19 protein-coding genes and 1 riboswitch are annotated in these 22,000 nt (G+C 43.9%); all 19 genes read left to right on the forward strand.

The window, feature by feature from the left end; genetic code table 11:
• Positions 1-24: 24 nt before the first annotated feature.
• The 19 genes from hisC (at position 25) to INQ51_RS08305 (ending at position 21,999) form a co-directional block, all read left to right on the forward strand.
• Entirely contained in the window at positions 25-1,059 is a 1,035-nt protein-coding gene (hisC, locus tag INQ51_RS08215; RefSeq protein ID WP_233377490.1) for a histidinol-phosphate transaminase, read from the forward strand.
• 2 nt (positions 1,060-1,061) lie between these two features.
• Positions 1,062-2,183: a bifunctional histidinol-phosphatase/imidazoleglycerol-phosphate dehydratase HisB gene (gene hisB, locus INQ51_RS08220; RefSeq protein ID WP_233377491.1), complete on the forward strand. Its 1,122-nt coding sequence runs from the start codon at positions 1,062-1,064 to the stop codon at positions 2,181-2,183.
• Between the two features lie 30 nt (positions 2,184-2,213).
• Positions 2,214-3,098: a formyltetrahydrofolate deformylase gene (gene purU / locus INQ51_RS08225; protein WP_233377492.1), complete on the forward strand. Its 885-nt coding sequence runs from the start codon at positions 2,214-2,216 to the stop codon at positions 3,096-3,098.
• A 10-nt stretch (positions 3,099-3,108) separates the two neighbouring features.
• Positions 3,109-3,657, forward strand: coding sequence for a TlpA family protein disulfide reductase (locus tag INQ51_RS08230; RefSeq protein WP_233377493.1), 549 nt, complete (start codon positions 3,109-3,111; stop codon positions 3,655-3,657).
• Between the two features lie 80 nt (positions 3,658-3,737).
• Positions 3,738-4,337 (forward strand): imidazole glycerol phosphate synthase subunit HisH, encoded by a 600-nt coding sequence (hisH, locus tag INQ51_RS08235; RefSeq protein ID WP_233377494.1) that lies wholly within the window; start codon positions 3,738-3,740, stop codon positions 4,335-4,337.
• A 14-nt stretch (positions 4,338-4,351) separates the two neighbouring features.
• Positions 4,352-5,119, forward strand: a complete 768-nt coding sequence (gene argB / locus INQ51_RS08240) for an acetylglutamate kinase (RefSeq protein WP_233377495.1) — start codon at positions 4,352-4,354, stop codon at positions 5,117-5,119.
• Between the two features lie 349 nt (positions 5,120-5,468).
• Positions 5,469-6,200: a Crp/Fnr family transcriptional regulator gene (locus tag INQ51_RS08245; RefSeq protein ID WP_233377496.1), complete on the forward strand. Its 732-nt coding sequence runs from the start codon at positions 5,469-5,471 to the stop codon at positions 6,198-6,200.
• A 147-nt stretch (positions 6,201-6,347) separates the two neighbouring features.
• Positions 6,348-7,385 carry a hypothetical protein gene (locus tag INQ51_RS08250; RefSeq protein WP_233377497.1) on the forward strand — a complete coding sequence of 346 codons (1,038 nt, stop codon included), beginning with the start codon at positions 6,348-6,350 and terminating at the stop codon, positions 7,383-7,385.
• Positions 7,386-7,444: 59 nt separating this feature from the next.
• Entirely contained in the window at positions 7,445-7,819 is a 375-nt protein-coding gene (locus INQ51_RS08255) for a hypothetical protein (protein WP_233377498.1), read from the forward strand.
• A gap of 20 nt (positions 7,820-7,839) precedes the next feature.
• A complete protein-coding gene (locus INQ51_RS08260) occupies positions 7,840-8,748 on the forward strand; it encodes a DUF5777 family beta-barrel protein (RefSeq protein WP_233377499.1) in 909 nt (302 codons plus the stop codon).
• Between the two features lie 186 nt (positions 8,749-8,934).
• The gene (locus INQ51_RS08265) at positions 8,935-9,822 is read left to right on the forward strand and encodes a cytochrome c3 family protein (RefSeq protein WP_233377500.1); all 888 of its coding nucleotides are present in this window, start codon (positions 8,935-8,937) and stop codon (positions 9,820-9,822) included.
• Positions 9,823-9,827: 5 nt separating this feature from the next.
• Positions 9,828-10,457, forward strand: a complete 630-nt coding sequence (locus INQ51_RS08270; RefSeq protein WP_233377501.1) for a cytochrome b/b6 domain-containing protein — start codon at positions 9,828-9,830, stop codon at positions 10,455-10,457.
• 136 nt (positions 10,458-10,593) lie between these two features.
• A complete protein-coding gene (locus INQ51_RS08275) occupies positions 10,594-13,443 on the forward strand; it encodes a cytochrome c3 family protein (protein ID WP_233377502.1) in 2,850 nt (949 codons plus the stop codon).
• 357 nt (positions 13,444-13,800) lie between these two features.
• On the forward strand, positions 13,801-15,303 hold the full coding sequence (locus tag INQ51_RS08280; RefSeq protein ID WP_233377503.1) for a cytochrome c3 family protein: 1,503 nt from the start codon (positions 13,801-13,803) through the stop codon (positions 15,301-15,303).
• Positions 15,304-15,393: 90 nt separating this feature from the next.
• Positions 15,394-15,897: a cytochrome c family protein gene (locus INQ51_RS08285; protein ID WP_233377504.1), complete on the forward strand. Its 504-nt coding sequence runs from the start codon at positions 15,394-15,396 to the stop codon at positions 15,895-15,897.
• 153 nt (positions 15,898-16,050) lie between these two features.
• A complete protein-coding gene (gene ccsA, locus INQ51_RS08290) occupies positions 16,051-19,134 on the forward strand; it encodes a cytochrome c biogenesis protein CcsA (protein WP_233377505.1) in 3,084 nt (1,027 codons plus the stop codon).
• A gap of 159 nt (positions 19,135-19,293) precedes the next feature.
• Positions 19,294-19,431, forward strand: a riboswitch (molybdenum cofactor riboswitch).
• Between the two features lie 64 nt (positions 19,432-19,495).
• Complete coding sequence (locus INQ51_RS08295; RefSeq protein WP_233377506.1) at positions 19,496-20,047, forward strand: hypothetical protein; 552 nt, start codon at positions 19,496-19,498, stop codon at positions 20,045-20,047.
• On the forward strand, positions 20,040-21,215 hold the full coding sequence (locus tag INQ51_RS08300; protein WP_233377507.1) for a molybdopterin molybdotransferase MoeA: 1,176 nt from the start codon (positions 20,040-20,042) through the stop codon (positions 21,213-21,215). Before INQ51_RS08295 ends, INQ51_RS08300 begins: the two co-directional genes overlap by 8 nt.
• Entirely contained in the window at positions 21,199-21,999 is an 801-nt protein-coding gene (locus INQ51_RS08305) for a GTP 3',8-cyclase MoaA (protein ID WP_233377508.1), read from the forward strand. The genes INQ51_RS08300 and INQ51_RS08305 overlap by 17 nt, the downstream gene beginning before the upstream one ends.
• The last annotated feature ends 1 nt before the right edge of the window (position 22,000 follow it).

Raw genomic sequence — 22,000 nt, forward strand, 5'->3', positions numbered from 1 at the left:
TGAGATTGAAACAGATAGAATAACATGGAACTAAATAAACTTCTACGAAAAAATATTTTAAACCTGAAACCCTACTCTTCGGCACGTGACGAATACACCGGCGAAGCGATGGTTTTTCTCGATGCCAACGAAAATCCGTTTAACGAGCCTTACAATCGCTATCCGGATCCGCTCCAACGTGTAGTAAAAGAGAAGATTTCGAAGCTGAAAAACATCGATTCCTCGAACATCTTCCTGGGAAATGGCAGCGATGAACCGATTGATTTGCTGATTCGCGCCTTTTGTGAGCCCGGTGTCGATAACATCGTTTCCATCGACCCAACTTACGGCATGTACCAGGTGGCCGCAGAAATTTCGGATGTAAAACTCAAAAAGGTTTCGTTAACGGCAGAATATGAACTGGATGCGGAAGCAATTCTGGCTGCCACCGATTCAAACACCAAGTTGATTTTTCTGTGCTCGCCCAACAACCCAACGGCCAACTCTTTGAATAAAGAAAGTATTCTGAAAGTAGTAAAATTATTTAACGGGCTCGTTATTCTCGACGAAGCTTACATTGATTTTGCGCCGGGAAAAACACTTTTAAACGAACTGACCGACTATCCAAATCTCGTAATTCTTCAGACCTTCTCAAAAGCCTGGGGAATGGCAGGAATCAGGCTGGGAATGGCCTTTGCATCGGTGGAGATCGTTTCAGTTTTAAACAAAATCAAATATCCCTACAACCTGAACATTCTGACCCAGCAAAAAGCATTGGAACTACTGGAGCAAAACGAGCAGGTGGAAGCGTGGGTAAAATTGCTGATCGACGAACGCGAAAAAATGGCGGAAAAACTAAAGGCCTTGCCTTTTGTTGTTAAAGTGTTTCCTTCTGATGCCAACTTTTTGCTGGTAAAAATGCACGATGCCCGCGGAATCTATCAGTACCTTGTAGACGAGGGGATTATCGTTCGCGACCGCTCGAAAGTATATCTGTGCGACGACAGTCTGCGCATTACCATTGGCTCGAAAGAAGAGAATAAAATTTTAAGAAAGACATTAAAAAATCTGATATCGTAAAAATGAAGAAAGTATTGTTCATTGACCGCGACGGAACGTTGAATTTTGAAACCGAAGACGAACAAATCGATGCGTTTGAAAAACTGGAGTTTCTGCCCAAGGTTTTCAGAAACATGTACAACATCCGCAAAAACCTGGATTACGAACTGGTAATGGTCACCAATCAGGATGGGTTGGGGACTGATTCTTTTCCGGAAGATACCTTTTGGCCGGTTCAGAATTTTATATTAAAAGCCTTTGAAAACGAAGGTGTAACATTCGACGACATCTGCATCGATCGAAGTTTTCCCGAAGAAAAACTCCCCACCCGCAAACCGGGAACAGGGATGCTCACAAAATACATGAACGGAGATTACGACCTTGCCAACAGCTTTGTTATTGGCGATCGTTTAACCGATGTTCAACTGGCTAAAAACCTGGGAGCCAAAGCTATTTTTATCAACAACGGCGATTTGACGGAAGAGCTGGAATCCAAAGGATTGGCAGACACCTGTGCGCTGGTTTCTGACGACTGGGATGATATTTATGCTTGCGTGGCTTCGCCGCAAAGAACAGCTACCGTTATCCGGAACACCAAAGAAACGGCGATCCTGGTGGAGCTAAACATGGACGGTTCGGGTGTTTGCGATATTTCAACCGGTTTGGGCTTTTTCGATCACATGCTGCATCAAATCGGGCGTCACTCGGGCGCTGATCTGAAAATTCAGGTTAAGGGCGATCTGGAAGTGGACGAACACCACACCATCGAAGATACCGGGCTGGCGCTTGGCGAGGCATTTAAGAAGGCTGTCGGCAATAAACTTGGGATGGAACGCTATGGCTTCTGCCTGCCAATGGACGATTGCCTGGCAATGGCCGCTATCGATTTTGGCGGACGCCCGTGGTTGATTTGGGAAGCCGATTTTAAACGCGAAAAAGTAGGCGACATGCCCACCGAAATGTTTATGCACTTTTTCAAATCGTTTTCCGATGCAGCTGCCTGCAACCTGAATATAAAAGCTGAAGGCGACAATGAACATCACAAGATTGAGGCGATTTTCAAAGTAGTGGCCAAAGCCATCAAAATGGCCATTCGCCGCGATGTTTTTAACTTTGAACTACCTTCAACCAAAGGAAAACTTTAACTAAAATTTTCACCCGAATAATTGTAAAGCATGAAGACCATAAAACCGTTACGCGAGAAAAAAAATACAGCCATACTTTTGATTCACTGCCCCGACAGACAAGGGATACTGGCCACCGTCACCGAATTTTTGAACCAGAACAAAGGAAACATCATCTACCTTGATCAACACGTTGACAGACAGGAAAAGATCTTTTACATGCGGGTGGAATGGGAACTGGAGAACTTTGCGATTCCACAGGACAAAATCGGCGAGTATTTTGACACGTTGATTGGCGCTCCCCTGCAAATGTACTGGCGGATTTATTTCTCCAAATCGGTGCCCAGAATGGCGCTTTTTGTATCAAAAATGCCGCATTGTTTGTTTGATATCCTGGGACGTTACACAGCCGGAGAATGGGATGTGGACATTCCGATGATCATCAGCAACCACGAAACCTTAAAACCTGTGGCCGAACGTTTTGGCATTCCATTTCACTACTTCCCCATTAACAAAGACAACAAAGCAGAACAGGAAGCCGCTGAGATAGAATTACTGCGGAAACACAAAATCGATTTTGTTGTGCTTGCCCGGTACATGCAGGTGCTTTCAGAAGACTTTGTACAAAAATTCCCCAACAAGATCATCAATATTCATCATTCATTTTTACCGGCCTTTGCGGGTGCAAAACCGTACCATGCAGCCCATCAGAGAGGGGTAAAAATCATTGGTGCTACCAGTCATTACGTGACCTCGGAACTGGATGCCGGCCCCATTATCGAGCAAAACGTAACACGTTGCAGCCATGTGGATACGGTTGAAAATCTGGTTCGAAAAGGGCGCGATTTGGAAAAAATTGTACTTTCGCAGGCAGTTTATAAACACTTACAGCGAAAAATACTCGTTTATAAGAACCGTACCGTCGTATTCAATTAAAATGAACACCATGAAGAAACTGCTTACCTTCGCAATGTTGGCCCTTTGGGGAGTTTGTGCTTCGGCCCAGATTTCTGAACTACCCAACAAGGAAATCCCTGAAGATTACGGCTACATCGTAAAATTGGGTCAACAAGTACCCGATGTAACCATGGAACTTACAGATGGAAAGAAGATCTCAACTTCCGCGCTAAAAGGCAAAGTAATCATGCTTCAGTTCACCGCCAGCTGGTGCAGCGTTTGCCGCAAGGAAATGCCGCACATTGAAAAAGACATCTGGCAAAAACACAAGAATAACCAAGACTTTGTGCTGGTTGGCGTTGATATGAACGAACCGCTCGACAAGGTCAAAAAGTTCCAAAAGGACATGAAAGTCACGTACCCGCTGGCGCTCGACCCGGGAGGTGAAATTTTTTACACTTTTGCAGCGAAAGGTGCAGGTGTGACACGAAATGTAATCATCGACAAAACAGGCAAAATAGCCTACATGACACGCCTGTATAAAGAGGATGAATTCAGGGAGATGATTGACGTGATCGATTATCTTTTGAAACAGTAAATCAGGGGCAGGAAACTGCGAAAAGGTGTGAAAAGATTCCTGCTTACGCAGGAATGAAAACTGGAATTAACCATTTGAAAATGAACATTGTCATTATAAAATACAATGCCGGTAATATAGAATCGGTCAACAATGCATTGAACCGACTCGGGGTCAGTGCTGAAGTTACGGCCGATCCCGAAAAAATTAGAAAGGCAGACAAAGTAATATTTCCCGGAGTTGGTGAAGCAAGCACTACCATGGCTTATCTTCGGGAGCACAAACTCGACGAACTCATTGTTTCGTTAAAACAACCGGTACTGGGCATATGTCTGGGCCTTCAACTTATGTGCTCGCATTCGGAAGAAAACGATACCGATTGTTTGGGAATTTTTGAAGAAAAAGTAAAACGTTTTGTTCCAAAACCTGGCGAAGAATACATTACCAAAGTGCCACACATGGGCTGGAATGCGGTTAATCAGCTAAAAAGTGACCTTTTTGCAGGAGTAAATGAAAACGAGTACGTTTATTTTGTGCACTCGTATTACGCCGAAAAAAGTGAGCACACCATTGCCACCTGCAATTACATTCAGCCATTTAGTGCAGCACTGCATAAAAATAATTTCTATGCCACGCAGTTCCACCCCGAAAAAAGCGGGACCATCGGAGCAAAGATTTTGGAGAATTTTTTGAAAATATAGTCGTAAATTGAAGTATGGATAGGTTAACCATTATAAAAGTCGGCGGGAAAGTCGTAGAAGAACCCGAATCGTTAAATGCGCTGCTCGATCAGTTCCAACGAATTTCGGGAAATAAATTGCTTGTTCATGGAGGAGGAAGAACGGCTACTGTGATTGCCGAAAAGCTGGGGATTGAAACCCAAATGGTGGATGGGCGACGCATTACCGATGCCGAAACGCTGGAGGTTGTTACCATGGTTTACGGCGGTTTGGTAAACAAGCGTATTGTGGCAGGATTACAGGCCCGCGGAATAAATGCAGTTGGCCTGACCGGTGCCGATTTCAACCTCATAAAAGCCCACAAACGCCCGGTTAAAGACATCGATTACGGCTTTGTGGGCGACGTGGACGATGTAAACGTATCCGAACTTCGCCTGCTCATCAATGAGAATGTAGTGCCCGTAGTAGCGCCTCTGACCCATGACGCCAAAGGACAACTGCTGAATACCAATGCCGACACTATTGCCTCAGAACTGGCTACAGAGCTGGCTAATTACTTCAAAGTCTATCTTTTCTTCTGTTTTGAGAAAAAGGGAGTTCTGCTTAATCCGGATGACGATTCGAGTGTAATCTACGACCTGAATCTTCAACAGTTTAACGAATACAAAGCTGAAGGAGTCATCAGTGCGGGAATGATCCCCAAACTGGAAAACAGTTTCCGGGCAAAAATGAAAGGTGTACAGGAAATCCTGATCACAAATCCGGAAAACATTATTACAGGCCGAGGCACCAGAATCATCTGATGTTTTTCGGTCTTCGATTGCCTCGTTTTCTGCTTTAATTTGTCGTTCAGAAATACCCCTCATGAAAAACGGCCCTCGTTATGTTGCTTTGATCAGAAGAAAGCTGCTAATGTTTTCTTCTTTCGGGGTACATACATCGTATCATGACAAATATCATATAACGCTATATCTCAGGTAATTCAACCTTTTCAATTCTCATTCAGATCATTTGTTTAATACGAAAATAATCTGTAAGCATTTTTGATAATCCGTCAGAATTTAGTATGTTAAAGTCGTAAAACTTACAGTTTTCACCTAACTGGAAAGTAAACTATTGAAAATTTAAAAACCTTATTTACAACATACTATCATGGCAAAGATTATTGAAAGTACGTGTACCGATTGTGCCAAGCTGGAAGATGGTTGCTGTAAAACGTGTATCACTGAACATAAATTCAACATATTTTCCCCTCTCACAAACCAGGAAATCGAGTTTCTGATCGACGATAAAAAGCAAATAATTTACAAAACCGGTGAGACCATTATGAAGCAAAATACCTCGTCGACCCATGTTGTTTGTGTTCGATCAGGCCTTGCAAAATTATACGTGGAAAGCGATAACGGGAAAAACGTTATCGTTCGTATTGCCAAAAAAGGAGATTTTATTACCGGGGGAGGTTTGTTTAACGGCAGTGTACAACACTTTAGCATAACCGCTCTCACTCCTGTCAGATGTTGCCTTATTGATTCGGCAAAGCTCACCACCCTTTTTTCGGAGAATAATTCGTTTGCGGTTGGGCTGCTTCGATACAACACCAAACAAAACAATTACCTGCTTAATAAGCTGGTAAACCACACCCAAAAATACATGCCGGGCCGGGTGGCAGATACCTTGCTTTACCTGAAAAACGAGATTTTTGCTGAAAGCGTTTTCCAGGCTCCGTTAACGCGACAAGAACTGGCAGAGATGTCAAATATGACCAAAGAAAGCTTTGTCCGGATTTTACACCAGTTCAAAGACTCGAAATTAGTAGCCGTAGATGGCAACACCATTGAGATCCTCAATGAAAATTCGCTGTTGGCCATCAGCAAAAACGGATAATTGACATATATCAATCCAATCGTTGTCAATAATCAATTAGGCGGTTCTTTTATATCATACCAGGCACTTTCAAACGTGATTCGCAGGATATTACTTTTACCTCTTATTAGATAAGAATAAAAATTCAATTACCTAATCTATTACGTTATGAAATACAAATCACTTTTAAAACTATTCTTTTTGGGTTTCTGTTGCGCAGTTTTAGCGACTTCTTGTACGAAAGAAGGACCGATGGGACCTGCAGGAGCCGACGGAACCAATGGAACAAATGGTGAAGATGGACAAGATGGAAATGTTACTTGTTTAGTGTGCCATACCACCGCCAACATGACTGCTGTTAAGGAACAGTATGCTACTTCAACTCACGCAAGTGGCGGTGCAACTGCCAGAAGTGCAAGCAATTCATGTGCGCCATGTCACTCGCACGAAGGATTTCTTGAAATGCTGACTACCGGAAACGACACTACTTTTGCAGGCTTTGCACATCCAACAGTGATGAATTGTAAAACGTGTCATGAAGGCCACGTTTCTTTCGATTTTGAAACCGACGGACAGGATTATGCTTTGCGCACGGTTGAACCTGTTAACCTGATGCTTTATGCCGATCCTACAAAAGTTATTGACTACGAAAACAACTCAACCCTGTGTGTGAATTGCCACCAGCCAAGAAACTCTTACCCGGTTCCCGGCTCAAATGGCGAAACTACAGTAACAGTTACAAGCAGCCGCTACGGCCCACACCACGGTCCTCAGGGTACTTTGGTTGAAGGTATCGGATGTTGGGAACCACAAGGTTCAACGGCTTATCCGGGCACAAAATCAGCTGCACACCGTAACAACGGAGCTTGTATATTGTGCCACATGGGTGATTATGACAATGGTGAAGGCGGCCATACCTGGAATCCTTCTCTGGAAAGCTGTAAAGCATGTCACTCCAGTGCCACTAATTTTGATGTAAACGGATTCCAGACAGAAATCGAAGAATTGTTTACCCAGCTTCATAATAAACTTCTGGAAGAAGGTGCGATCACCAGCTCTGGAAGCCGTGTTTCAGGTACTTATCCGCTTAACGTTGGTGGTGCAATGTGGAACTATGCTACCATCCTCGAAGACCGCAGTAATGGGGTACACAACCCGAAATACATCCGTGCGGTTCTGAAAAATACGCTTGAATCACTCAACTAATAGAATAACAGAAAAGACTTCTGATGAAGAAGTCTTTTTTTTCACTAACATTTATTATTATGAGAGCACTAAAGATTATAATATCAACCATAGCATTGGCATTATTTTTTGGTGGATGTGCTTATGATTTCATTCCGCAGGAAGAAGTCATTGACCCGGATGATCCGAATGCGGAAACAATTTCCTTTGCTACAGAGATTGTTCCGATTTTCACATCCAAATGCGTACGCTGCCACTCAACAGGGGCAACAACTCCTGACCTGTCAACGAACAATGCCTATTCGTCGCTCAACAGTTCAAGGTATGTTAATGAAAGTACTCCTGAGTCGAGCTTGATTTACACCAAACCACTAGGCAGTCATGGAGCAACCTATTCTGATGCCGAGGCTGCAAAAATATTGCTGTGGATCAAGCAGGGTGCACAGGATAATTAAAAAACCAAATCCGAGATATAATGAAAAAATATATATTGACTCTCCTTATTTCAGGATTAACTGTTTCCAGTCTTTTTGCGCAGGAAGAAAAGGAGCCGGATGCACCGGTCAGCAACCCTTTTGAAAGCGGGATACTGATTGATGCACAAACCACCGTAATTCCCGATGCAAAGACCCTGGAATTTGTCATCCAGCATAAGTTTGGTTCAGTTGAAAACGGATCATCCGATTTGTTCGGTATTTATGGTTCGTCAAACATCCGGGTAGCATTGAATTATGTACCGGTTAAAAATTTCCAGCTTGGTGCAGGTATCACTAAACGGAAAATGATGACCGACCTGAATGCCAAATGGACCATTTTCAAGCAAACTGAAAGAAGTACCGTTCCGGTTTCGGTAGCCCTTTACGGTGCTATTGGTATCGACGGACGTTCGTTTGATCAGTTTGATGGTTTAGGTTTTAAAGTCGAATCAAAAGCAGTGACCACAATGCCTGAATCTTTTGAATTCAATGATCGCTTGTCGTATTATTCGCAATTGATTGTTGGACGGAAAGTTTGCGATGCATTTTCGCTTCAGGTAGGTGCCAGCTTTACGCATTATAACACTGTAGACTGGGACAATGACCACGATATAATTGGTTTACACGCCAATGCTCGCTTGAAATTCTCACCACAGGGATCACTGATTGTTACTTACGATCACCCGCTGAAAGTGAAAGATATTTCAGAACAGTATACATGGGATCATTGGGCTGAGCCTAGCCTGGCAGTAGGTGTTGAGTTCTTTACCTTTACCCATGCTTTCCAAATGTTTGTTGGAACAGCCGACGGAATATTACCGATGGAACTAATGATGAACAATCACAACCCGATCAAAGGAAAAAGTTTTGCAATCGGTTTTACAATCACTCGTTTGTGGATGTTCTAATAAAGTACTGACCATGAAATTGGTTAATAAAGATGGTAATATCGGGTAAAACGGTATTACCATTTTTTAATAAATGAACGAACTGTTTTCTATTGCACAAAAAGATAAATACAACAATTTAAAATATACAGACCCATGAAAGTCTCCCTGTCAATTTTATTGTTTTTTCTCTGTCTCAGTTCCTCTGTGAGAACACTGGCGCAGTATTACGACACCCCAAAAGAACACGATTGTTTGAAGTGTCATTCTCAGCAAACCTATTCATTTCATAACGAATTGATGGGAACCGATGACAAGAAGTTAATGAATCCCTATTATATCATTGATACTTTAGGGCTAAGAGAAGGAGTGCATAAACAGTTCGATTGTACCGACTGTCATTCATACGATTATACCACCTACCCACATAACGCCAACCTGAAACTGGAACCCCTGGCAACTTGTTTGGATTGTCACGGAGGTGACGAATCTTTTGCCAGCTATCAGTTTGACAAAATACAGGAAGAATTCCAGAAAAGTGTGCATTACCAGGCATACGGAGATAACTTTACCTGTGCTAAATGCCACAGCCAGCATACCTATACAGCGACTGCCCGAAACAGCAACAGTATTCTGGAGATTGTTGATTACAGCAATAAAATGTGTCTGTCGTGCCACAACGACATGAGACGTTACGGCTTGGTTTCCGGTCAGGAAAATCCTGCCCTTATTGACGTCCACAGCTGGCTTCCGAACCAGGAACTACACTTTAAGCATGTTCGCTGCATCGAATGCCACACAGCCGTTGAGGACGAATTGATGGTTTCTCATAATATTCGCGCAAAAGAAGAAGCGGTAAGACGCTGTGCCGAATGCCACTCCGAAAATTCATTATTAAAAGCTTCGCTTTACAAATACCAAAACCTGCAGGAAAGAGCAGAGGACGGTAGTATTATTGGTGTTCTATCCAACGAAAATTATGTAATAGGATCGCACCAGATACCAATACTTAGAACCATTAGCCTTCTTATCTTTTTTGCCGCACTCGGAGGCATTATTATCCACGGCATATTTAGGATCATTTATAAAAAGTAAACGCAATGAATTCAACTGAAGATAAAATCTACTTTTACCCGGTTTGGTTACGTATCTGGCACGGCATTAATGCATTGGGAATAATATTACTGATTGTTACAGGAATAACCATGAATTCCGGGTTTGAAAAAGGGCTGATTGAATTTGGCCTGAATATGAAGCTGCACAACTTTGCCGGCGCCATTGTTTCACTCAACTACCTGGTTTTCCTGTTTGGCAACCTGATAACCAGCAACAAAAAATTCTACATTGTTAAACCCCGTAATTTCCTGAAACGCCCGATGAAACAGGCATACTATTATGCATGGGGAATGTTTCACGGTATGCAGGCCCCCTACCCGCTTTCAGAAAAACGAAAATTTAATCCGCTGCAAAAATATGCTTACATAATGGTCATGTACTTTGCGGTGCCGCTGGTAATTGTTTCGGGTATCGGTCTCATGTTTCCGGAACTTATTTTTAACCAGGTTTACGACATCAGCGGAGTATTGATCACTGCGGTTACACACTCAGCCATGGGATTCTTTATTTCCATCTTTTTGATCATTCATTTATATGTTGCTTCCATTGGCAAATCGCCGCTTGATAATTTCAGAAGCATTGTAAACGGCTGGCATCATATCACAAAAAAATAATTGGCATCAGAAAAAAAGGGAAAAGTCAGAAATCAATAACGAAAACAATTCAGAAACAGAAACTAGCAAGACATAGCGAAATACATACTGTTTTCCGCTGAAGACTAAAACGTAGGTCAAACCAAAACTAATTATCATGCGGAGGGAATGTATAGGTTTACGGTTGCCGGAGAGACGGGCTTCTGAAAGCACAGTCGCAACTCCGGGTAGTTTTCTGAAACAGCAAAAAAGCTTAACAGTCCTGTTGGTGGCGCTCTTTATAACGTCGCTTGCATTTGCACAGTCGAACGAAGATTGTGCCATGTGTCACGACGACCCGTCCCTGACCACCACCCGCAACGGAAGGCAAATTTCAAGATACATTCCAGGGAACATTTTCGAAAAATCGGTTCACAGTTACCTGGAATGTGTTTCGTGCCACACCGATGCAGCCGTTGAAGATTTTCCACATCCGGATACTTTACAACCAGTTAACTGCGGCGAGTGTCACGACGATGCCATGACCAACTTCCTGGATGGAGTACACGGGCAGGCTTTCATCCGAAAAGATAAAAATGCTCCCAACTGCTCGGAGTGTCACGGTACCCACCAGATTATTCCTTCCACCGATCCTCAGTCTCCTACTTATAAAATGAACATTCCGGTGCTTTGCGGCAAATGCCACCGCGAAGGTGCGCCGGTTGCCAGGGCTTACAACATCTCAGAACGCAACATTCTTGAAAACTACAGCCAGGGCATTCACGGAAGAGGCCTGTTCAACGCCGGATTAATCGTAACTGCCACCTGTAACGATTGCCACGGAAACCACCTGGTTCTTCCGCATACCAACAGCCGGTCGAGTATTTCGCAAAAAAACATTGCATCCACTTGTATGAAATGCCACGCACGGATCGAGGATGTACATACAAAAATCATTAACCGCGAATTGTGGGAGAAAAAGCCCGGTGCTATCCCGGCCTGTACTGATTGCCACCCACCTCACAAAGTGGAAATGCAAAACCTGGTCGAAAACATCTCCGATAGAACATGTTTAAAATGCCACGAACAGCCCGATATTCACAAAACTGTTGAAGGACAACAGGTTTCATTGCATGTGGATGTAAACAACCTGACCGTTTCGGCCCACAACAATATCACCTGCGTGAAATGCCACTCAGATGTTACAGCAACTTTGGCGCGCCCCTGCGAAACCGCCGACAAGGTCGACTGTTCCAATTGCCACGCCGAGGAAGCAGAAATATATTTTGAAAGCGGCCACGGCAGGGCTTATTTTTCAAAACACGAGAATGCCCCTTATTGTACCGATTGCCACGGAACACATTTGGTAAAAAAGAAAGAGGATGAAACCTCGCCGGTTTTCCGTTCCGCAGTTCCAAAACTTTGCGGCGACTGCCATAAAAACAACGGGCAAGCGCTGGACGGCACAGACCTGAAAGAGAAAGATGCTTTTGCTGATTATTCCACAAGCGTACACGGCCGAAGCCTGGAAGAAAAGGGCCTTTTATCGGTTGCCATTTGTACCGATTGTCACACTACCCATTTCATGTTGAAAGAAAGTGATGAACGCTCTTCGGTTAACCCGGCCAACCTGGCCAAAACCTGCGGAAAATGTCACAAAGGAATTTACGACGAATACATTGCCAGCGAACACGGCCATCAAAACAATACCGGTGAATTAAAGTTTCCTACCTGCGAAACCTGCCATACTGCACATCACATTTCGGAGGTGCACCAGGATAAATTCATGTCGGAGATCACCAACCAATGTGGGCAATGCCACAAAGAGCTGGCTGAAACCTATCTGGAAACCTATCACGGGAAGGTACACCAGCTGGGATACTTGCAGGCAGCGCGGTGTTCCGACTGCCACGGGGCCCACAACATTTACCCGATGGATAATCCGAAATCCACCATAAATCCGAGAAACATTGTAACCACCTGCCAGAAATGCCATACCGATGCGAACATGAAGTTCACCGGTTACCTCACCCATGCCACTCATTACGACAAAAGTAATTTTCCGTGGCTTTATTACACTTTCTGGGCGATGACTGCCTTGCTGCTGAGTGTTTTTGCCTTCTTCGGCTTGCATACTTTGCTTTGGCTGCCACGCTCGCTCGGAACTCTTATCAAACGCGAGAGTCACCCGAAACCGGTGGGCAAACAGTGGTACATCCGGCGCTTTTCAAAAAAGAACCGCATCACCCATATTTTTGTGATCTGTAGTTTTATACTACTCGCACTCACCGGAATGATTCTAAAGTTTGCTTACATGCCCTGGGCCAAATCCTTATCCGGGCTGATTGGCGGTGCACACGTGGCCGGATTACTCCACCGTTTTGCCGCAATCATTACTTTCGGCTATTTTGTTTTCCATGTTGTGTCGCTGCTCAAAATCAAGTTCCAAAAGGGAATCAAAGTTAGCAAGTTCATTTTCAGCAGCAACTCACTCATGTTCAACCGAAAAGATATCAAGGATTTCTGGGCATCCATTAAATGGTTTACCGGTGTAGGCCCCCGCCCCAATTACGGGCGCTGGACTTACTGGGAAAAGTTTGATTACTTCGCCGTTTTCTGGGGAGTGATGGTGATCGGCTCAACCGGGCTAATGCTTTGGTTCCCCGAAATTTTCACAAAAATACTTCCGGGCTGGCTGATTAATGTGGCGCAAATCATCCACAGCGATGAAGCCTTACTGGCTGTTGGCTTCATTTTTACCATCCATTTCTTTAATACCCATCTTCGTCCCGAGTCGTTTCCAATGGATACCGTCATCTTTACCGGCTATGTTCCAGTTGAAGAATACAAGGCAGACAGACCGCATGAATACGAACAATTAGAGAAATCGGGCAAGCTAAAAGATGTGCTGGTTGAGAAAGAATTTTCGCCACAAAAGATGCTGTGGATTAAGATATTTGGCTTTGTTGCGCTTTTTACCGGTGTTGTTTTAATCGGGTTGATCATATACTCCCTCCTTTTCCACTAAAAACCGTAACTTGGAAAATGTGATATTAGAGAGAATTTAAACAAAGTAAAAACAAGAATAGATCAATAAATACAATAGAAAAAGGGATGCAACGCAAGTACCATTTGATAACATAATTTCACTATACTTTTTGGTATATAGAAATCTTTTAAATTATAAAAGAGTATTGAAAGTTTAGTCGAATTTTGCCAAATTGCGTCGAAGACTTGCAGAGCTAAGCTAATTAAAACGAAGGAATTATGAAACGAGCATCTCAAATCATTGAACCCGTTTTTTGGATTAAATGCGAGTTCCCGGCCCGAAGGAATTCATACTGGCGGGCATATGATACAATTGAAAACAAACAATTTTAGTCATATGAAATTACCATCATCCATCAAGAACTGGATTTCAATCGCAGGAGCAATGCTGGCTGTTTTTAACCTGGCATCCATCCTCTCTTTAATGATTTTGAACTCCGTGTTTGGATTCGGAGGTTCCTACATTGGGTTGTTTATATACATTGTCCTCCCGGGATTTATGATCACCGGGCTTATCATGATCCCAATCGGGATGCGCATCTACAAAAAAAAGGCAAGAAAGGCTGAAAAAGAAGGGAAACAGTTCAACTGGCCCGTTATTGATTTCAACAACATTGCCACCCGTAATGCGTCCATCATTTTTATTGTTGGCACTGTGTTTTTACTGATCATATCGTCCATAGGAAGTTACGAAGCTTTTCATTACACCGAATCGGTGGAGTTTTGTGGTAAACTTTGCCACCAGGTAATGGAGCCCGAATACACCACTTACCATGGCTCGTCGCACGAAAGAGTGGCCTGTGTTGAATGCCACGTTGGATCGGGCGCCAGTTGGTACGTGAAAAGTAAACTTTCGGGTTTGTACCAGGTTTACTCGGTAATGGCCAAGAAATATCCGCAACCGATTCCTACGCCAATCGCCAATTTACGGCCCGCGCAGGAAACCTGCGAACAGTGCCACTGGCCCGACAAGTTTTACGACCGGAAATTGAGAATGAAACACTCTTTTCTTACCGATGAAGAAAACACAGAGCAAATCATCCACCTTCAGGTAAAAACAAGTACACGAACTACTGCGGCAGGAATTGAAAAAGGAATTCACCAGCACATTAGCCCGGATGTAAAAATTGAATACAAAGCGGTGGATGAAAAAAGACAAATCATTCCGTGGGTAAGATATACCAATACAACAACGGGGGAAGTTAAGATTTATACCGACGGTGATAATTACATGAGCGAAGCCCAGCTCGATTCGCTGGAAACACGCACAATGGATTGCCTGGACTGCCACAACCGCCCGTCGCACAACTACAACGCCCCTCAGAATTTCATCGATAAGTCGATGGGCGAAGGAAAAATATCGACGGAACTTCCGGCAATAAAAATGGCAGCTATGCAAGCCCTGTACCAGGACTATCCAACCAAAGACAGCGCTTTTTTCGCCATACAAACACAGATTAATGAATGGTTTGAATCGGGCTATCCGGATATTGCTGAATCGAAAAAAGAAGAAATTGCACAGGCGATCCTGGAAATTCAGAACGGATACGCCAACAATATATTTCCGTTTATGAAAGCCAGTTGGAAAGAGTATCCCAACAACATTGGCCACATGGAATCGGATGGTTGTTACCGGTGTCACAACAACCGTCACGCCACCGAAACGGGGACGGTAATTTCGAAAGACTGTAACCTGTGTCACAACATTGTAGCCCAGGGAACGGCCGACACCTTAAGGTATGCAAACTCGCTTAGCCCGCTGGAGTTTGAGCACCCGGTAGATATTGGTGACGTTTGGCAGGAAGAACTTTGTTCATCGTGTCACTCGGCATTGTATTAGTAACGAATATAAATAACACAAAACAGCCATTGATATATTTGGATGGCATGTGATTTGAAATAGTGTATTAATCATTTAAATAGTAATGTTATGGTAAAAAAATTAATGTTATTAATGGGACTGGCCCTTTTTATCAGTTCTGTATCATTTGCTCAGAGTTATAAATACATTGGCGCGGCAAAGTGCAAAATGTGTCATAACAAACCTGAGAAAGGAGAACAGTTCAATAAATGGGAAGCAGGCCCGCACGCCAATGCCATGAAATCGTTGAAAGGTGACGAGGCAACGGATCCCAAATGCTTGAAATGCCACTCAACCGCAGGAAGCGTAGACAAGGGTTTACTGGCCGGTATTAAAGTGGAAGAAGGCGTTTCCTGCGAATCGTGTCATGGCCCGGGTAGCATGTATAAAACGGCTGCCATAATGAAAAACAAAGAGATGGCTCTTTCCAAAGGAATGATCGAGCCTGACGAAGCAACTTGCAAGGCTTGTCACCTTGGTGAAAAACCGGAAGGTCACGTGGCCGCTAAAAAACCTTGGAATTACGCTGAATTTGCAAAAGCTATCGCTCACGACGATCCAACAACCAAATAAGGTTTGTTTTTACTTTATTCTTGAAAATTCCTTTGTTTTCCGGAACAAAGGAATTTTTTTAGTGTCCTCTCCCCTCCAAAACGCACAATGAAATGGTTCGAATAAAATGCTTTTGATTATATTCAGCGTATCTAATAAATCCAACATATTACCATGAAAAAGTTTCTTTCATTTATCTTTTCAATGTTTTTTACCGGAATTCTTCTGGTCGTTTTTGCCATTGCCATTGGCTATGCCACCTTTATTGAAAACGACTACGGAACCATAACCGCCAAAATATTGATCTACAATTCCAAGTGGTTCGAGATACTCATGATCATACTTACCATTAACCTGATCGGGAGTATTTTCAAGTACGAGTTATTTACCAAGAAGAAATGGACAGTGCTACTTTTTCATCTTTCATTTATCGTTATTCTGATTGGTGCCGCCATCACCCGCTACTACGGATACGAAGGATCGATGCACATTCGGGAAGGTGAATCAACCGATTTTATCGTTTCGGAAGCCAATTTTGTCACCATAAAAGCAAAGAATGGCAACGAAACAGTTGAAACAGAAAAAGAAGTAAAATTCTCACCCTATACCGCCAATTCCTTTTCGGCAAACATCGAGGTTGGCGGACAAAGCATTCACATAAAAAATGAAGTATTTATGCCCTCGGCAGCCGAAAACCTGGTGGTTGATCCTACCGGGGAACCCATTGTATCGCTCATAGCTGTTTACAACGGGGTACGTGCCGACTTTAACCTTCGCCAGGGCGATTTAAAGCATTTTGGCCCCATCTCGGTTGGTTTTGAAACAGCCAAAGATGTGAACGTACAACTAAAACTGGTGGATGGAAACATCGTACTGGCTTCATCCGATACCATCCAGGCGTCGCAAATGAATGAAAGCCAGTCGGAACTTATACCGGCCGACTCGGCAGTTGCTGTAAATAATCAAAAGGTTTATACGCTGAACGGACTGAATTTTGCAGTAAAACAGTTTCTACAAAAAGGTAAAACACAACTGGTATACCAGCAGGCACAGCGGGGTGCACCAACCACCGATGCCATAAAAACCATTCTTTCATCGGGAGGCGAAAGCAAAGAACTGGTTGTTTACGGTCAAAACGGAACCGTTGGCGATTTTTATACCACCCACATCAACGGAACGGAAGTATCCATCTCTTACGGGGCAAAAATCATTCAACTCCCCTTCGCTATTTATCTTGAAGATTTTCAGCTCGAACGCTATCCCGGCTCCAACAGCCCATCGTCGTATGCCAGCGAGGTGGTGTTAAAAGACGGAAGCTACGAAATGCCCTACCGTATTTTTATGAACAATATTCTGAAGCACAAAGGATACCGTTTTTTCCAGTCGTCGTACGACACCGACGAGAAAGGAACCATTTTATCGGTAAACAGCGACAAAGCAGGTACCTCAGTCACTTATTTCGGATACCTGATCATGGCCCTTGGAATGGTACTAACCCTTTTCAACAGAAACAGCCGTTTTAAACGTCTGCTCAAGGCTTCGGCCAAACTTGCTGCCGAACGCAAGAAACTGATGGTAATGCTGGCCGCCGGAATCTTACTTTCATTTCCGGCACACTCGCAAACCGCAGCTTACACCGACATGGACAAAGACCATGTAAAGGCTTTTGAGGAATTGTTGGTTCAAAGCCGTAAAGGACGCGTGGAACCCGTTTCAACCATTGCTTCCGAGATTTTACGAAAAGTTGCCAAGGAAACCAGCTGGGAAGGTCTGTCGGCCACCGAGGTTTTCCTGGATATGCAGGCAAATCCTGAAAAATGGAAAAACATTCCGGTGATTAAAGTTGCCAATCCTGAGCTAAGAAAAATGCTGGGTGCGCAGGGTAAATATGCCAGCTTTAATTCCATTGTGGTTCCGCGCGAAATGGGCGGTTACAAGTTAAACAAGATGGTGCAGGAAGCCTATGCAAAAAAGAGCAACCAGCGTAACAAGCTCGACAAAGAAGTGATAAATGTTGACGAGCGCGTAAATATTCTGATGCGTGTTTTTACCGACGGGTTCCTGAACGTATTCCCGATTCCGGGAGACGAGAACCACAAATGGATTTCCATTAACGAAACCCACGAAATGAAAGCTGACGATGCTGCTTTTGCGCATCAAACCATCCAGGCTTATTTTACTTCAGTGGCCAGTAAAGACTGGGCAACAGCCAATCAACTGCTTACCAACCTGAAAACCTACCAACAAAATTACGGAGCCAAAATCTCTCCCACCCCAACCAAGGTAAAACTGGAGGTACTCTACAACCAACTCAACATATTCGGAAAACTGGCCAAGATATTTATGTTTACCGGTCTTATCCTTTTGGTTTTACAACTGGTAACCTTGTTTAATCCAAAAATCCAGCTCCGGTGGCTCAAAAACCTGGCTCTCATTTTCATCTTTATTCTTTTTGTGGCCGAAACAACCGGGCTTGGAATCCGATGGTACATTTCGGAACACGCGCCCTGGAGTAACGGCTACGAGTCGATGATCTTTATCAGCTGGGCAACCTGTTTGGGCGGGCTCATTTTTGCAAAGCGTTCAGAAATTACGCTCTCGCTTACCTCTGTTCTGGCGGGTTTAACACTGCTGGTAGCCGGTATGAGCTGGATGAGTCCCGAGATCACCAACCTGGTTCCGGTTCTGCAATCGTATTGGCTGATCATTCACGTGGCAATTATCACGGCCAGCTATGGTTTCCTCGGAATAAGCGCCTTGCTTGGATTTCTGAACCTGGTGCTGATGATTTTCAAAAATAAAAACAACGCACAACGTATCAATCTAACCATACGCGAGCTGGTCAACATTATCCAGATTTCGCTTATAATTGGCGCACTGATGCTCATTATCGGTTCATTTTTGGGTGGCGTTTGGGCCAACGAAAGCTGGGGCCGTTATTGGGGTTGGGATCCGAAAGAAACCTGGGCGCTGGTAACCGTAATCGTTTACACCTTTATCACACACATGCACCGTATTCCGGGGCTGCGTGGAAACTTTGCCATGAGCACGGCAGCTGTTTTGGGGATCAGTTCGGTTCTGATGACCTATTTTGGGGTGAATTATTACCTGTCAGGGCTACATTCATACGCACAGGGAGAACCTGCCCCCATTCCTTCGGGAGTTTACGTTGCCATTATTGTAGTAGCCATTGTTGTAGTGGCTGCTTACATGGCCGAAAAAGTTAAACCAACTCCTGCCGAAGAGCTGGAAGAGTAATAATTTTTACACATCTGAAAGAACCACTCTGATCTTGCATTGGAGTGGTTCTTTTTTTATCAGACTCCCAAACAAACCATTCGCGGAAATTTCTAAGACAAGCATTTGCTAACCTGACAAACAACATATCTAATTATCTACATTCTTTATTATATTTGCGACATCATAAATCTCCGAGCCTTTGCGCCTAAAACCATGTCAGGGCGAAAAGGCCGATGGGATGTCCCGGAAACAGGCCATCCTCCCGCATTCCCGGGTTATGGGAAAAAATTGGAAAGGAGACGAGTCTTTCGCACATCTATTGGTGTGTAACTCTTTGCTTTCCACAACTTTTTTAATTTATTTTGATAAAAAGGAGCGAATGAATACTTCCTCTGTCAATAATAAAATCTCGATACCACACCTGTTACTGATTGCAGGCAACGGACGTAACGTAGGAAAAACCTTTCTTGCCTGTAGCATTATCAAACAGCTTTCTCAAAAAACACCCGTGTGCGGAGTAAAAATCACACCGCATTTTCATGCTTTTGAAGAGAAGAATGTTCTTTTCAAAAATGAAAACTTAATCATTTTGGAAGAAAAACAGCTTACTCAAAAAGACAGCTCCCTGATGCTACAAGCCGGTGCAGACCGTGTTCTTTTTGTTATGACAAAAAAGGCTTCGTTGGGAGAATCGATGGAACAGCTTCTGGCATTTTTACCCAACTCTGCTATTGTTTGCGAATCGGGTGGCTTGCATGAATACGTAGAACCGGGGCTTTTTCTTTTCGTCAATTTGAATGACAGGGAAATTCAAAAAAAGCATTTGCTCGGCTACAAGCCGGTCTACGTTCATAATTCCGGAAAGAATTTTGACCTTGACATAAAAACAATAGAATTTTCAAACCATCAGTTTAGATTAAAACATGAGTAAGTTTGACGATATATTATCGCTGATAAAACAACTTCCGGAGGTATACGCAACCGAAGAAATTGCGTTGGAAGATGCTTACAACCGGGTACTGCGCGAAGAGGTGCGGGCTGACATGAACATGCCCCCCTTTCACAAATCGGCGATGGATGGCTATGCCTGCCATTTTGAAGACCTTGGCGGTGAAATGGAAGTATTGGAAGTGATCCATGCCGGAATGATGCCGACACAAACGGTTGGCCGTAACCAATGCTCAAAGATCATGACAGGCGCTGCCGTTCCGGATGGTTGCGATTGTGTTTTTAAGGTGGAGGATTCTGAAGAGGTGACTAAAAACACGGTGCGCTGCATTAACCCGCGAACAGCCCGAAACATTTGTTACACCGGAGAAGACTACCGCCAGGGAGACGTCCTGATAAAGGAAGGAACAATTGTAAGCGTTCCGCAAATGGCTGTTTTGGCAGGTGCCGGGTATGCCAACATAAAAGTTTCGGCGCGCCCTGGAATAACAGTGATTGCCACCGGCAGTGAGTTGGTGAAACCGCACGAAAAGCCAGAACCCGGCCAAATCAGAAACAGTAATTCGAGCCAGGTAATTACGCAGCTTCGAAAAATGAACCTGGAAGTGGTGGAAAATCTTCAGTTAAAAGACGATTATGACCTGCTGACGCAAAAGTTCAACGAAGCTTTAGAAAACTCCGACATCCTCATATTTACCGGCGGCGCATCGGTGGGCGATTTCGATTTTATTCCGGAAATATTAAAAGAACAGGGCTTCAAAATATATTGGGACCGCACGGGGTTTAAACCCGGCAACCCGATGACCTTCTCGCAAAACGGAAACAAATTTGTTATCGGCCTTTCCGGCAACCCGGTATCATCTCTGGTACAGTTCGAACTGCTTGCCAAACCGGCCATTTACCAACTAATGGGGGCAAAATACACTCCCACCCGGATTATGGCTACATTGAATTTTGACTACCAGCGCAAAAAAGCAGACCGTCTGGCCATTGTACCGGTGTTTTTTGGCAACGAAGGTCGGATTGAAGAAATACCTTTTCACGGTTCCGCGCACATCAATGCGCTGATTTCGGCCACTGCCTTAATGGAAATACCTCTGGGAGTAAGCACAATCAATAAAGGCGAAACTGTTTATGTTAGACCGCTTTAACCGACATATCACCTATCTGCGCATCTCGGTTACCGATCGCTGTAACTTTCGATGCGAGTACTGCATGCCCGCCGAAGGTGTGCCATGGAAACCGCATGAAGAAATTCTGAGCTTCCGGGAAATAGCCGACATCGTAAAAGTTGGGACAAAACTTGGAATTAAGAAGATCCGCCTCACCGGAGGCGAACCACTGGTTCGCAAGGATTTACCGGAACTGATAAAAATGCTGGCAGAGATTCCGGAAATTGAAGAAATAGGGATGACCACCAACGGTGTTCTTCTTCCCAAATATGCCCAACAATTAAAGGAAGCCGGACTAACGCGCGTCAACATTAGTTTAGACACCTTAGACCCGGAAAAATTCAGAAAGATAACCCGTTTGGGAAATCTCGACGATGTTCTGAAAGGAATAGACGCCGCTTTAGAAGCCGGGCTTTTGCCGGTTAAAATAAACTTTGTGCGCATTCCGGGAGAAAATGAACCGGATGAACAGGCAGTTAGGGAATTTTGCAAAAATAAGAGCCTGAAGTTGCGTTTTATCCGACAGATGGACCTGCGCACCGGAGAATTTTATGCCGTAGATGGCGGCGAAGGCGGAGTTTGTAACATCTGCAACCGCTTGCGGCTTACGGCAGATGGTTTTATTGTTCCCTGCCTGCATTCTGACCTTAGGTACAGCACCCGCGAGCTCGGAATTCAAGAAGCTTACAGCAAGGCCGTTCATTTTAAACCCGAAAAAGGGACGAGCAGTACCACACACGATTTTTCAAATATTGGAGGATAAA

Source organism: Maribellus sp. CM-23 (genome assembly GCF_021354595.1).
Lineage (GTDB): Bacteria > Bacteroidota > Bacteroidia > Bacteroidales > Prolixibacteraceae > Draconibacterium.